A 12,471-nucleotide genomic window follows, 5' to 3' on the forward strand; every position below is an offset into this window, starting at 1 on the left:
GGCACGTCACCCGGGTGCCCGAGATCGTGGACGTGGCGGGCATCGGACTGCAGACGTTCATCGAGGGGCGGACGCTCAACGCGTACCGCCCTTCGGGGATGCGGGTGCCGGAGCCGCTGTTCGGCCAGATCGCGGGCCTGTTCCCGGAGCTGATGCGGATCACGCCCGATCAGCTGGGCGTCGAGCGGCGCTGCACGGACCGGGACCGCCCCGAGAACGGTGACAGCGACGGCTTCCTCGAGCGCCTGATCACGTTCATGGAAGTCCAGGTCTACGAGAGAAACAGCGAGGATTTCGAGGAACTCTTCCACGCGCTCGGTGTCGGCGCCGATGCGTTCAACAGGCTGCGCAAGTGCGTTCTCGGGTTGAAGGAACGTCCCTTCTGTCTGCTGCACGCGGATCTGCACCGGGAGAACTTCATTGTCGACCCGCACGGCCGGCTGTGGACGATCGACTGGGAGCTCGCCATGTTCGGCGACCCCCTCTACGACCTGGCGACCCACCTCTACCTGATGCGCTATCCGGCGGACCAGGAGGTCGCCATGGTCGAGAAGTGGTGCCGGTCGTCAGGGGAAATCCGCCGCAACCTCTCGTACGGATGGGCGGACGACCTGCCGCGCATTCTCGACTTCAAGCGGGCGCAGTCGGTCTTCACCGACGTGATCCGGGTGTCCCTGTCGCTGCGCGAGGGCGGCGTCCTCGACCGGCGGGCCCTTCCGGCCGCCGCGGAGAAGATCGAGAAGGTGCTCACCGCGGCGGCCGGGCCGCTCGGGATCGAGGAGGTCCCCGGCCGCCAGGACATCACGACGGCGCTGGCCAGGGCTCTCCCCTCTTCCTGATCACTCCGGGGACCGCTCCCGGAGCTCCACGACGTCGGCGATCACGCAGCTGATGTTGTCGGGGCCGCCGGAGTCGTTGGCGAGGGCGACCAGTTCGCGTACGGCCCGGTCCGGCTCGCCGGCCTCGCCGAGCACCCGGCGGATCTCCGCGACCGGGACGGCGGCCGGCAGGCCGTCGGAGCACAGGAGGTAGCGGTCGTCCGCCCGTGCCTCGTGCAGCCGCAGGTCGGGAATGCCGTCGCCGCCCGGCCCCAGCGCGCGCAGCAGCAGCGACCGCTGGGGGTGCGACGCCGCCTCCTCCGGGCTGATACGGCCCTCGTCGACCATCGCCTGCACCACGGTGTGGTCGTGCGTGATCTGGAACAGCTCTCCCTCGCGCAGCAGGTGGACGCGGGAGTCGCCGATGTGGACGAGGGCCAGTTCCGCCCCGGTCCAGAGCATCGCGGTGAGCGTCGTACCGGCCTCGTCGTCCGCTTCTTCGGGCGGGCCGCCGTCCGCGGCCACACGGTGCACGGCCCGCCGCGCCCGTTCGACGGCGTCCTCCAGGACGTTGAGCAGGTCGCCCGCCGGAATGCCGTCGGTCTCCAGGTGCTTGAGCGCGTCGACCGCGGCGGCGCTCGCGGAGGCCCCCCGGCTCCCGTACCCGTCGGCGACGGCGAGCAGGCGGGAGCCGGCGTAGGCGGTGTCCTGATTGCCGCGGCGGACGCGGCCCTTGTCGGACAGTGCGGCGTAACGGATGCCGAGAGGCTTCGCCTTCGGGGACATGGCGGGGTCCTTCCGGGTCAGATGGTCGATGAGGAAGGCGGCCAGGTCCCGCCGCGCGGCGGTGTCGCCCTCCACCTCGGCCCAGAACGCGCGGACCTCACGGGCCGCCGCGCCCGGCTCCAGCGAGCAGACGTGCCGGATGCGGGCAAGCGGCATCCCCAGCCGCCGGAGCCAGGCGACCAGGCGGGCCCGGTCGAGCTGTTCCGGGGCGTAGAGGCGGTAGCCGGTCACCGGGTCGACGCGGGCGGGGATCAGCAGGCCGAGTTCGCCGTACAGGCGCAACGCCTTCGGCGACAGCCGGGACGCCTTGGCGAACGCCCCGATGGTCAACAGCCCCATACCCGCCCTCCTCGCACCGGGCCCTTCGCCCGGCCCCACCGATGCTGCGGGCTTCCCCAAGGTGAAGGTCAACAAGGATCTCCTACGCCCCGCGAGTGGTGTGTGGCACTTTTGCAAGCAGGGTGCTTGCAATTGTTAGCGAGGGTGGTGCAAGGTGGAGGCATGGCATCGCTCAACGTCGGCAACCTCGGTGAGTACCTGCGCGAGCAGCGGCGCAACGCGCAGCTGTCGCTGCGGCAGCTCGCCGATGCCGCCGGGGTGTCGAATCCGTATCTGAGCCAGATCGAGCGCGGGCTGCGCAAGCCGAGCGCGGAGGTGCTGCAGCAGGTCGCCAAGGCGCTGCGGATCTCCGCCGAGACGCTGTACGTGCGGGCCGGCATCCTCGACGCCGAGCGGGACCGGGACGACGTGGAGACGCGCGCCGTCATCCTCGCCGACCCCTCGCTCAACGAGCGTCAGAAGCAGGTGCTGCTCCAGATCTACGAGTCCTTCCGCAAGGAGAACGGGTTCGGGACCGGCAGAACCGGCGACGAGGAGCGTGAGAGAGCGACGGACGCCGCCGACGCCGAAGGCGACGGTGACGCCGGCCCGGGCGGTGGGTCCATACGGGACGCCGCCTCCGCTCCCGACGCCGGACCCGACGAGCGACGCCGTACCCGAACGTCCGGCGGCAGCGACGCCGAACCGCGGCGGACGGCCGGCTGATCCCGCGGCCCAGGCGGGACACGCGGGCCACACGGGCCACCGGCCCACGCAGCCGATGGCCGACGCGGCCGACGCGGCTCTCCGGCGGCGGGGCTTCCGCCCTGCGGCCGGCCGGGGCCGCTCGCCGGCCGTACCCGCGGCACACCAAGAAACCCTCAAGCGACAGTGAACCGATCCGGGAGGACCGTCACCATGGCCATCACCGACGACCTGCGCAAGACCCTCAGCAACCCCACGCCGCTGTACTTCGCGGCGGGTACCGCGGACCTGGCCCTGCAGCAGGCCAAGAAGGTGCCCGCCCTGGTGGAGCAGCTGCGTGCCGAGGCCCCCGCCCGCATCGACGCGGTGCGCAACACCGACCCCAAGGCCGTCCAGGAGCGGGCCGCCGCCCGCGCCAAGGAGGCCGGTGCCCGCGTCAAGGAGACGCAGGAGAGCTTCCAGACCAAGGTCGCCGAGTTCTTCGACTCCCTGGACTCCGACCTGAAGAAGTTCGGCACCAACATCGACGCCGACCTCAAGAAGCTCGGCGAGAGCGCCCAGGACCTCGCGCTGCGCGGTGTGGGCGTCGCCGCCGAGTACGCCGTGAAGGCCCGCGAGACCTACGAGAAGGTCGCCGAGCACGGTGAGCAGGCCGTGCGCACCTGGCGCGGTCAGGCCGCCGAAGGCATCGAGGACGTCGCCGAGGAGGTCGAGGAGCTCGCCATCGCGGTCGAGCCCAAGACCGAGCGCAAGTCCGAGCCGGCCGGGCCCACCGCGGCGAAGCCGGGTGTCGTGAAGCCCGCCGAGGTCAAGCCCGCCCAGTCCGGGCCGGTCGAGGTCACCCCGGCGAAGAAGCCCGCGGCCAAGAAGGCCCCGGTCGCGAAGAAGACCGCCCCGGCCGCGAAGAAGACCACTCCGCCCGTCAAGTAAGGCCAAGGCGGCGGGTTCGAGGGCCGGGCACCCTTGGGGTGCCCGGCCCGTTCTACGGGTACGGTGGCCGCAAGGAGTCGGAAGAAACGGGCGGTGGACGGCATGCTGATGTTGGGCTTCGCGGGGTTCCTGGGGATCCTGAAGATCCTCCTCATGGCCCTGGCCGCGTTCGGGCTGTTCGACGCCGCCTTCCGGCGCGAGGACGCCTTCCGCGCGGCCGACAAGCAGAACAAGGTGTTCTGGCTGATCATCCTGGCCATCGCGCTCGCGGTGAGCTACCTGTTCTCGATCTTCTCGTTCCTGCCGGTCATCGGCGTCATCGCGAGCATCGTCTACATCGTGGACGTACGCCCCGCCCTGAAGCAGGTCTCCGGAGGCGGCAACGGCTGGCGCCGCCGCGGCAGCAGCAGCGACGGCCCGTACGGCCCGTACAACGGCGGCCGCTGACCACCGCCCGCCCGGCACCCCGACCGGCGCGGGGCCCGCACCGGCCCGCAGACCGCGCATCGGCCTGCGCCGTGACCCGGCCCGCGCGCCGTGACCCGGCCCGCGCGCCGTGACCCGGCTCGCGCGCGGGGAGCCCAGGGGGAATGCCCGCGCGGTAGCGGCAGCGACGGCCCGTGCGGTGCGTGCGGCGGCGGGCGGTGGGCGTCGCGTCGCGATCCGCTCGCGCCGGTGTCACGTACCCGCCCGCGCGGCGCGCCGATCCCCGCTCACCACCGGCCAGGGGCTACGCACCGGCCCGCGCCGCGCGGCCGTCCCGGCCGGGGGCCTTACGGCTCGCGGTCCAGGAGGACGACGGCCACGTCGTCCGTGAGTTCGCCGCCGTTGAGGTCGCGGGCCTCGTTGACCGCGGCGCGCAGCAGGTCCTCGCCGCGCAGGCCCTCGGAGAGCTGGCGGCGGACCATGTCCAGCATGCCGTCCTGCCCGAGCCGCTCACCGTCGCGGCCGTCGCCGGCCCGGCCCTCGATCAGGCCGTCGGTGTAGAGCATCAGGCTCCACTCCGGGCCCAGCTCCACCTGCATCCGGGGCCAGCGGGCGCCCGGCAGCAGGCCGAGTGCGGGGCCGTTGTTCTCGTACGGCAGCAGCTTGGCGGGCCGGCCCGGGGTGATGACCAGTGGCGAGGGGTGCCCGGCGAGGCACAGGCCGGCCCGGCGCCCGTCCGGCGCGATGTCCACCGTGCACAGGGTCGCGAAGATCTCCTCGTCGGAGCGCTCGTGCTCCAGCACCTGCTGCAACGTGTTCAGCAGCTCGTCCCCGCACAGCCCCGCCAGCGTCAGCGCCCGCCAGGCGATGCGCAGCTCCACGCCGAGCGCCGCCTCGTCGGGCCCGTGCCCGCAGACGTCGCCGATCATGGCGTGCACGGTGCCGTCGGGCGTGCGCACGGCGTCGTAGAAGTCACCGCCGAGCAGCGCCCGGGAGCGGCCCGGGCGGTAGCGGGCGGCGAAGCGCAGCGAGGAGCCGTCCAGCAGCGGGGTCGGCAGCAGACCGCGCTCCAGGCGGCGGTTCTCCTGCGCGCGCAGCTTGCCCTCGGCGAGCCGCCGCTCGGCCGTGTCGGAACGCTTGCGCTCCACCGCGTAGCGGATCGCACGGCTCAGCAGCCGCCCGTCCAGTTCGTCGCGGAACAGGTAGTCCTGGGCGCCCACCCGCACCGCCTCGGCGCCCCGCTCGGCGTCGCCGGACGCGGTGAGCGCGAGCACGGCGTGCCGGGGCGCGAGCTCGAGCACGTGCCTGAGCACGGCCAGCTCGTCGTCGGGGGCGGCGGACCGCCCCGGCGCCGGCAGCGCCAGGTCCAGCAGTATGCAGTGGACGTCGTCGGTGAGCAGCCGCGCGGCCTCGGTGAGGTTGCGGGCCGTGCGGACACGGATCGGCTTGCCGGACGAGTCGACCAGCTCGGGCACGACCGCCGAGCCGCCGGGATCGTCCTCGATCAGCAGCAGCGTGAGCTGGGCGCCGCCGGTGCCGTGACCGGCCTTGCGGTTGTCCTTGTCGACCTTGTTGTCCTTCTGCGGAGGCTGGGGTGCCGAGGGGCCGCCGCCGGGGGGCGCGGTCCGCGCCTGGCCGCTCTCCGCGGCCGGGATCGCTCTCTGCCGCGGTACGGGCACGGGCATTGTCCTGGTTCCTTCCCTCCCCCCGAGGGCATGTGGCGGGCCCGAGGGGTCCTCGGTCCACCGACGGGGACCATAGCGGTAGTCGGCGCCGCAGCGGAATGGTGTGAGGCGTCCCGCTCGGTCCGCGGCCACTGTCATATGCCGCGATACCTACCGGAGTTGGACAGGCCGCCCCCCGCGAGGGGATGACGAAGGTCACGCGTGCCCCGGGCCGGCCCCCCGCCCGGGGGTGCGCTCCGTCACGTGGCCCAGGTCACCGGGTACGTCCCCAGGGGCGCCCCGCGCGCACAGCCGCCGCCAAGTCTCAGCCCGCGTCCGGCCGTACGACCCCCAGGATCGGCATCGTGCCCGCCCCCGCCACCGTCACCGTGCGCCCCGGCCGCGGGGCGTGGATGATCGCGCCGTCCCCGACGTACATGGCCACGTGGCTGGCGTCGTCGAAGTAGATGATCAGATCGCCGGGCCGCATGTCCTTGACGTCCACGTGCTTCAGCTGCCGCCACTGCTCCTGCGAGGTGCGCGGGATCGGATGCCCGGCCGCGGCCCAGGCCTGCGAGGTCAGACCCGAGCAGTCGTACGTCCTGGGGCCCTGGGCGCCCCACTCGTACGGCTTGCCGAGCTGAGCGGTGGCGAATTTCACCGCCTTCGCGCCCGCCTCGGACGCGCTGCCCTTGACGTCCTTGAGGATGCCGGTGTCCAGCCATTCGGTCTGGGCCCGGTCGGCGGCCTGCTGCTCCAGCTGGGCCAGCCGCTCCTGCTGCCGCTTCTCCAGCCTGGACTGGAGCTTCTCGGCCTCCTCGACGCGCTGCTCGATCCGCTTCTTGGCGGCCGCCTTGGCCTTGCGGTTCGCCTCCAGCTTGCGCCAGCGGTCGGCCGCGTCGTCGGCGTACTCCTTCAAGTCCCGCTGGGTACGGGCTGTTTCCTCGATCAGCGCCTTGGTCGCCCGCTCGCCCTGGAGCACCCGGCCGGCCCCGTCCAGGAAGGTCTGCGGGTCGTCGCTGAGCATCAGCTGCGCCTCGGGGGGCAGACCGCCCGTGCGGTACTGCTGGCGGGCCGCGGCGCCGGCGCGGTCCTTCAGCCCGTCGAGCTTCTGCTGCTCGGCGACGATCTTCCGGGCCAGGTCGACGATCTCGGCGGACTGCTTCTTCGCCTTCTCCTCGGCCGCGTTGTACGCGTCGGTGGCCACGGCCGCGTCGTGGTAGAGCTTGTCCAGCTTGGCGCGGACGGCCTCGAGGTCCTTGTCCGGCGCGAGCGTCACCGAGGGGGACGGGGAAACCGAGGGGGAAGAGGCGGGGGAGTCGGAGGGCGAGGGCTCCGGCCGTGCGCCGGCGAACGCCACACCCGGCGCGCCCAGCACGGTGACCGCGCACACCACCGCCACGGCCGCCGCGAGCGCACCGCTCCTGCCCCGCCGTCCCATACGCCGGCCCCCCAACCCCTCTACCTGATTTACCGTCAGTAACTTACGGGCGTCTGGGGGATCGTGCCATGTTCCCGCCCAAAACAACAGAGGCCGGCCCCCGCCCCGGCGACTGTCGTTCCCGTCTCTGTGACGAACGACTCACGGAGATCGTTCCCCCCAGCTCACAGGGGATGGCCCGGCCTCACCGCGGGCGGCGGTGACACGGCCTCACAGCGGGCGGCGCGGCGCCAACGCCTCCCACGCCACCGTCACTTCGCCCTGCCGCCACCGCGCCGGCCCGTCCGTCACCGGCCAGTCGGCCGTGAGATCGCGCACCGCGCGGATCCAGCGCTGGCGCGCGCCGTAGGAGGCGTAGGGCGCGGCGGCGGCCCAGGCGCGGTCGAAGTCGCGCAGGAAGGCGTGCACGGCCTCGCCGGGGACATTGCGGTGGATCAGCGCCTTGGGCAGGCGTTCGGCGAGGTCGGAGGGACGCCGCAGGGAGCCGAGCCGGGTGGCGAAGGTGACCGTGCGCGGCCCCTGGGGGCCGAGCGCCACCCACACGTGCCGTCGGCCGATCTCGTCGCAGGTGCCCTCCACCAGCAGCCCCCCGCGCGAGTGTCCGTCCGCCGGGGCGAGCCGCGCGCACAGCCGTTCCCAGACGGCGGCGACCTCGGCCTCGTCGTACTGCCGCAGCACGTTCGCCGCGCGGATCAGCTGCGGCCGCCCCCGCACGGGGATCTCGAAACCGCCGTGCCGGAAGTCGAGGCCCTCGCGGGCGTAGGGCCGCGCGGCCGCGACCCGTGCGGGCTCGATCTCGACGCCGACCACGCGCGCGTGCGGGGCCGCGGTGCGCAGGCGGTGCAGCAGTTCGACCGCCGTCCAGGGGGCGGCGCCGTAGCCGAGGTCGACGGCCACCGGATCGGGGGCGCGGCGCAGCTCCGCGCCGTGCACGGCCGCGATCCAGCGGTCCATGCGGCGCAGCCGGTTGGGGTTGGTCGTGCCGCGCGTGACCGTTCCTACGGGCCGGGTCGCCGGCCGGGTCGCTGCGCGGGATGTCATGGATACGAGGGTATGGGGGCACTCGGTGCCGTACGCACCCGCGTAACCAAGAACACGTCCCGCGCGGGATGCCGAACCCGGGCGCGCACGCCACGCCCCCCGGCGTCGAACGGTTGAGCGAGGATCGGCAATGATTGGGCAAAGGACGCGCCGACGGGAAGGGGCCCGCCCTTCACGGCGTTGCTCCTTCAGGGGCACTCAGTGCCCCACGTCCGGCATGCCCGCAGCAAGGAGGAACGCCCCGTGAGCCAGTACGCCGGCAGGCTCGCGCGTCGCTCCCCGGCGGTACCGGCGCGGCTGCGGCTGCACCGCCGGCCCCGCCGCGTGGCGATGCTCTCCGTGCACACCTCACCGCTGCACCAGCCCGGCACGGGCGACGCCGGCGGCATGAACGTCTACATCGTGGAGCTCGCCCAGCGGCTGGCGGCGCAGGGCGTGGAGGTGGAGATCTTCACCCGGGCCACCGCCGGCGGCCTGCCGCCCGCCGTCGAACTCGCCCCCGGCGTCCTCGTCCGGCACGTCGACGCCGGACCCTACGAGGGCCTGGCCAAGGAGGACCTGCCGGCCCAGCTGTGCGCCTTCACGCACGGCGTGATGCAGGCGTGGGCCGGCCACCGCCCCGGCCACTACGACCTCGTGCACTCCCACTACTGGCTCTCCGGCCACGTCGGCTGGCTCGCCGCCCAGCGCTGGGGCGTCCCGCTGGTGCACGCCATGCACACCATGGCCAAGGTCAAGAACGCCAACCTGGCCGACGGCGACACCCCCGAGCCCGCCGCCCGGGTCATCGGCGAGACCCAGATCGTGGCGGCCGCCGACCGGCTGATCGCCAACACCGACGAGGAGGCCGACGAGCTCGTACGGCACTACGGCGCCGACCCCGGCAAGGTCGCCGTGGTCCACCCGGGCGTGAACCTCGGCCGATTCCGCCCGGAGCCGTACGGGGCGCCCGCCACTGCCGCCGGCCCGCTCCATCTCCCCGGCCGGTCCGCCGGTCACGACCGCCGGGCCGGGCTGCGCGTCGAGGACGTCGCGGCCTCCCGCGCCGCCGCCCGCGCCCGCCTCGGCCTCCCGGCGGACGCCCTGATCCCCCTCTTCGCGGGCCGCATCCAGCCGCTCAAGGCCCCCGACGTGCTGCTGAGGGCCGTAGGGGTCCTCCTGGATCGGCGGCCCGAGCTGCGCTCGCGGATCGTCGTCCCGGTGGTCGGCGGCCCGAGCGGCAGCGGCCTCGCCAGGCCGGAGGGGCTGCAGAAGCTGGCGGCCCGGCTCGGCATCGCCGATGTCGTGCGGTTCCGGCCGCCGGTCGGGCAGGACCAGCTCGCCGACTGGTTCCGCGCCGCGTCGGTGCTGGTCATGCCCTCCTACAGCGAGTCCTTCGGCCTGGTCGCCATAGAGGCGCAGGCGGCCGGCACCCCGGTGGTCGCGGCCGCCGTCGGCGGGCTGCCGGTGGCCGTGCGGGACGGCGAGACCGGGTTCCTGGTCGACGGCCACGACCCGGCCGCCTACGCGCGCGTGCTCGACGCCTTCGCCGACGCCCCGTTGCTCGCGGACCGGATGGGCGCCGCCGCCGCCCGTCACGCGCAGTACTTCGGCTGGGACGCCTCGGCGGCCGCCACGGTCGAGGCCTATACGGCCGCGCTGCACGCCCACCGCCGTCGCGTACGCTCCCACCATGGGTGAGGCCATGGGTGACGGGACGGAGCAGCAGCGCGCGGCGCTGGTCGTCGAGGACGTCCTGAAGGACGCCGAACTGGACTGGGAGAGCCCCGAGTCCGGCACCTACGTGGTCAAACTGCCGGGCACCCGGAAGCTGTCGACGACCCTGTCGATGATCGTCGGCCGTCACTCGCTGTCCCTGAACGCCTTCGTCATCCGGCACCCCGACGAGAACGAGTCCGGCGTCCACCGCTGGCTGCTGGAGCGCAACCTCAAGCTGTACGGCGTGAGTTACGCCGTCGACCAGCTCGGCGACATCTACGTCACCGGCCGGCTGCCGCTCGCCGCGATCACCCCCGACGAGGTCGACCGTCTCCTCGGGCAGGTGCTGGAGGCGGCCGACGGCAGCTTCAACACCCTGCTGGAGCTCGGCTTCGCCTCCGCGATCCGCCGGGAGTACGCCTGGCGCGTGTCGCGCGGCGAGTCGACGCGCAATCTCGAGGCGTTCACACACCTGACCCAGCGGCCCTCGGACTGACTCGAAGGCTCCCCAGCCGTACCACTTCCCCGCCATCGGTCTCCGTGGCATGCTCATCACCAACGCACACCTGAACAACGTTCATAAACATGAATCGATGAAGAGGTGGTTGTGCATGAGCGGCAGCACGGGCATCGGCAGACGGTCCCTGCTCGCGGGCGCCGTCACCGTGGCGGCCGTCGCGGTCACCGGCGGCCGGCCGGCGGCCGCGGCGCCCGCCGCTCCCAGTGACGCACATGGTGAAGTGCCCTCCCTCTGGCGGGAGTTCGCGCGCACCCCCGTCACCCATCCCCAGATCCCCTATGTCGGCCGCGCGGGCTGCCGAGGCGGCGCCGCCCGCCTCCCGCGCCGACCCGTGGTCGCCGACGTGACCCGTTACGGCGCCGTGCCCGACGGCACCACCGACTGCGCCCCCGCGATCAACCGTGCCATCGCCGACGCCGGACGGGCCGGCGGTGGCACGGTCACCATCCCGCCCGGCACCTTCCGCGTCGACGGCCTGATCCGCATCGGCCACTCCGACGTCGTCCTGCGGGGCGCCGGCAGCGGCCGTACGACGCTGTACGCCACGAAGAACCTCACCGAACTGGTCGGCGTCTACGGCTCCCGCTACGGCGGCGACAAGTCGTCCTGGTCCTGGGCCGGCGGCCTGATCTGGCTGGCGCCCGAGGCCCGCTGGAACTCCCTGGCCGACGCGATCCGGTCCAGGGCCTGGCCGTTCGAGGGATGGACCGGCAACAGGCGCGACGAGTGGACCACCCTCACCACGGTCCGACCGGCGAAGCGCGGTTCGTGGACCGTGCGGGTCGCCGACGCCTCCGCCCTGCACCCCGGCCGGCTGGTCCTGCTCCGCCTCGCCGACGACGCCGGCCACACCCTGCTCCAGCACATGGCGGGCGGCGGCCCCGGCCCCGAGGCGTACAACTGGGACGACAAGACCAAGCTGACCTCCTACGTCCCCTACGAGTGGCCGGTCCGCATCGCGCGCGTACGCGGCCGCGAGGTCACCCTCGAACGCCCCCTCCCGCTCGACGTCCGCCCAGAGTGGGATCCCCGGCTGACCACGCACGTGGAAGAGCTGACCGGCTCCGGTGTGGAGGGCCTGACCCTGGAGGCGGTCGAGACCCCGCAGTCGCCCCACCTGCTCGACAAGGGCTACAACGGCGTGGTCCTGCAGTGCGCCTACGACTGCTGGGCCGACGACGTGGTCGTCCGCAACGTCGACAACGGCTTCGGCCTGGTGGCCGCCTCCGCCTGCACCCTGCGCCGCACCCGGGTCGCGGGCCGGGGCTCCCACCACCCCTACTTCTGCCGCGAGGGCTCCCACGACAACCTGATCGAGGACTTCACCATCGAGCAGCGCACGGTCCCGGCCCCGCCCGGCACCCAGCTGCACGGCATCAACGTCGAGGGCCTGTCCTCGTACAACGTCTGGTCGCGCGGCGACATGCGGATGGGCACCTTCGACAGCCACCGCGGCCTGCCCTTCGCCGACGTGCGCACCGACATCACGGTGGACAACAACGGCCGCCACGGCGGCGACGCGAGCGCGGGGCCGCTGTTCGGTGCCCGCTTCACCCACTGGAACATCCGCGTCACCAACGGCCGCGCGGGCCTCATGAGGATCGACGGACTCGCCCCGTACTCCGCCACCGTCGGCATCAACGAGGTCACCGAGTTCGACCAGACCGACGTCCCCGACTTCACCGGCGACCTGCACTCCCGCCTGGAGCTGTACGGCACGACCGGCGTCGTACGTCCGCGCAACCTCTACGAGGCTCAGCGCGCGCTCAGCCGGTAGCGCCCCGGCGTCACCCCGACCAGCCGCTTGAAGTGCCGGGTCAGATGCGCCTGGTCGTAGAAGCCGGTCGCCGGGGCCACCTCGCCCGGCGGCCGCCCTTCCAGCAGCAGCCGGCGGGCGCGGCCGACCCGGCGGGACATCAGGTACTGGTGCGGGGCGATGCCGTAGGCCGTACTGAACGCCCGTACCAGATGGGCGGGATGAGCGCCGAGGAGCGCCGCCGCCTCCTCCAGCGCGAGCCCGTGCGCGACGCGCTCGTCGAGCAACTCCCGCAGCCGGCGGGCGAGACGCGGGTCACGGCGCGGCGGACGCCCGCCGCCGGGGGAGCCGTGCCGCAGATGCTCCTC

General features: G+C 73.4%; 12 protein-coding genes. 7 read left to right on the forward strand and 5 right to left on the reverse strand.

The window, feature by feature from the left end:
• Window positions 1–839, forward strand: an 839-nt coding sequence (locus IE249_RS17730) for an aminoglycoside phosphotransferase family protein (RefSeq protein ID WP_229858741.1), incomplete at its 5' end; no start/stop codon positions are given.
• Here IE249_RS17730 and IE249_RS17735 read toward each other — a convergent pair.
• Window positions 840–1,943, reverse strand: coding sequence for a MerR family transcriptional regulator (locus IE249_RS17735; protein WP_189705807.1), 1,104 nt, complete (start codon window positions 1,941–1,943; stop codon window positions 840–842). It lies immediately after the preceding gene.
• Between the two features lie 162 nt (window positions 1,944–2,105).
• Here IE249_RS17735 and IE249_RS17740 point away from each other — a divergent pair, with 162 nt between their 5' ends.
• The 3 genes from IE249_RS17740 (at window position 2,106) to IE249_RS17750 (ending at window position 4,004) form a co-directional block, all read left to right on the forward strand.
• Window positions 2,106–2,648: a helix-turn-helix domain-containing protein gene (locus IE249_RS17740; RefSeq protein ID WP_189705808.1), complete on the forward strand. Its 543-nt coding sequence runs from the start codon at window positions 2,106–2,108 to the stop codon at window positions 2,646–2,648.
• Between the two features lie 192 nt (window positions 2,649–2,840).
• Window positions 2,841–3,557, forward strand: coding sequence for a hypothetical protein (locus IE249_RS17745; protein ID WP_189705809.1), 717 nt, complete (start codon window positions 2,841–2,843; stop codon window positions 3,555–3,557).
• A 102-nt stretch (window positions 3,558–3,659) separates the two neighbouring features.
• Entirely contained in the window at window positions 3,660–4,004 is a 345-nt protein-coding gene (locus tag IE249_RS17750; RefSeq protein WP_189706008.1) for a DUF2516 family protein, read from the forward strand.
• 326 nt (window positions 4,005–4,330) lie between these two features.
• On the opposite strand, the gene IE249_RS17755 is transcribed toward IE249_RS17750, so the two are convergent.
• From IE249_RS17755 to IE249_RS17765, 3 genes are all read right to left on the reverse strand, one after another.
• Window positions 4,331–5,668 (reverse strand): PP2C family protein-serine/threonine phosphatase, encoded by a 1,338-nt coding sequence (locus tag IE249_RS17755; protein ID WP_189705810.1) that lies wholly within the window; start codon window positions 5,666–5,668, stop codon window positions 4,331–4,333.
• 304 nt (window positions 5,669–5,972) lie between these two features.
• A complete protein-coding gene (locus IE249_RS17760; RefSeq protein WP_189705811.1) occupies window positions 5,973–7,088 on the reverse strand; it encodes a C40 family peptidase in 1,116 nt (371 codons plus the stop codon).
• A gap of 210 nt (window positions 7,089–7,298) precedes the next feature.
• Window positions 7,299–8,129, reverse strand: a complete 831-nt coding sequence (locus tag IE249_RS17765; protein WP_189705812.1) for a class I SAM-dependent methyltransferase — start codon at window positions 8,127–8,129, stop codon at window positions 7,299–7,301.
• A gap of 243 nt (window positions 8,130–8,372) precedes the next feature.
• Here IE249_RS17765 and IE249_RS17770 point away from each other — a divergent pair, with 243 nt between their 5' ends.
• The 3 genes from IE249_RS17770 to IE249_RS17780 all read left to right on the forward strand — a co-directional run bounded on the left by IE249_RS17770 (window position 8,373) and on the right by IE249_RS17780 (window position 12,124).
• Entirely contained in the window at window positions 8,373–9,809 is a 1,437-nt protein-coding gene (locus IE249_RS17770) for a glycosyltransferase (RefSeq protein ID WP_189705813.1), read from the forward strand.
• Window positions 9,802–10,323, forward strand: a complete 522-nt coding sequence (locus IE249_RS17775) for a type III secretion system chaperone family protein (protein ID WP_373304409.1) — start codon at window positions 9,802–9,804, stop codon at window positions 10,321–10,323. The genes IE249_RS17770 and IE249_RS17775 overlap by 8 nt, the downstream gene beginning before the upstream one ends.
• A gap of 97 nt (window positions 10,324–10,420) precedes the next feature.
• The gene (locus IE249_RS17780; protein WP_189705814.1) at window positions 10,421–12,124 is read left to right on the forward strand and encodes a glycoside hydrolase family 55 protein; all 1,704 of its coding nucleotides are present in this window, start codon (window positions 10,421–10,423) and stop codon (window positions 12,122–12,124) included.
• On the opposite strand, the gene IE249_RS37645 is transcribed toward IE249_RS17780, so the two are convergent.
• Window positions 12,103–12,471, reverse strand: a 369-nt coding sequence (locus tag IE249_RS37645) for a helix-turn-helix transcriptional regulator (RefSeq protein ID WP_229858744.1), incomplete at its 5' end; no start/stop codon positions are given. The two genes, IE249_RS17780 and IE249_RS37645, sit on opposite strands and share 22 nt — an antisense overlap.

This window comes from Streptomyces anandii JCM 4720, from assembly GCF_014650655.1.
GTDB classification, from domain to species: domain Bacteria; phylum Actinomycetota; class Actinomycetes; order Streptomycetales; family Streptomycetaceae; genus Streptomyces; species Streptomyces anandii.

Excerpts from the sequence above, each read along its gene's own strand:
- IE249_RS17750 (WP_189706008.1), top strand. The coding sequence starts at position 3,660 with ATGCTGATGTTGGGCTTCGCGGGGTTCCTGGGGATCCTGAAGATCCTC.
- IE249_RS17740 (WP_189705808.1), top strand. The coding sequence starts at position 2,106 with ATGGCATCGCTCAACGTCGGCAACCTCGGTGAGTACCTGCGCGAGCAG.
- IE249_RS17765 (WP_189705812.1), bottom strand. The coding sequence starts at position 8,129 with ATGACATCCCGCGCAGCGACCCGGCCGGCGACCCGGCCCGTAGGAACG.
- IE249_RS17775 (WP_373304409.1), top strand. The coding sequence starts at position 9,802 with ATGGGTGAGGCCATGGGTGACGGGACGGAGCAGCAGCGCGCGGCGCTG.
- IE249_RS17735 (WP_189705807.1), bottom strand. The coding sequence starts at position 1,943 with ATGGGGCTGTTGACCATCGGGGCGTTCGCCAAGGCGTCCCGGCTGTCG.
- IE249_RS17745 (WP_189705809.1), top strand. The coding sequence starts at position 2,841 with ATGGCCATCACCGACGACCTGCGCAAGACCCTCAGCAACCCCACGCCG.
- IE249_RS17755 (WP_189705810.1), bottom strand. The coding sequence starts at position 5,668 with ATGCCCGTGCCCGTACCGCGGCAGAGAGCGATCCCGGCCGCGGAGAGC.
- IE249_RS17760 (WP_189705811.1), bottom strand. The coding sequence starts at position 7,088 with ATGGGACGGCGGGGCAGGAGCGGTGCGCTCGCGGCGGCCGTGGCGGTG.
- IE249_RS17780 (WP_189705814.1), top strand. The coding sequence starts at position 10,421 with ATGAAGAGGTGGTTGTGCATGAGCGGCAGCACGGGCATCGGCAGACGG.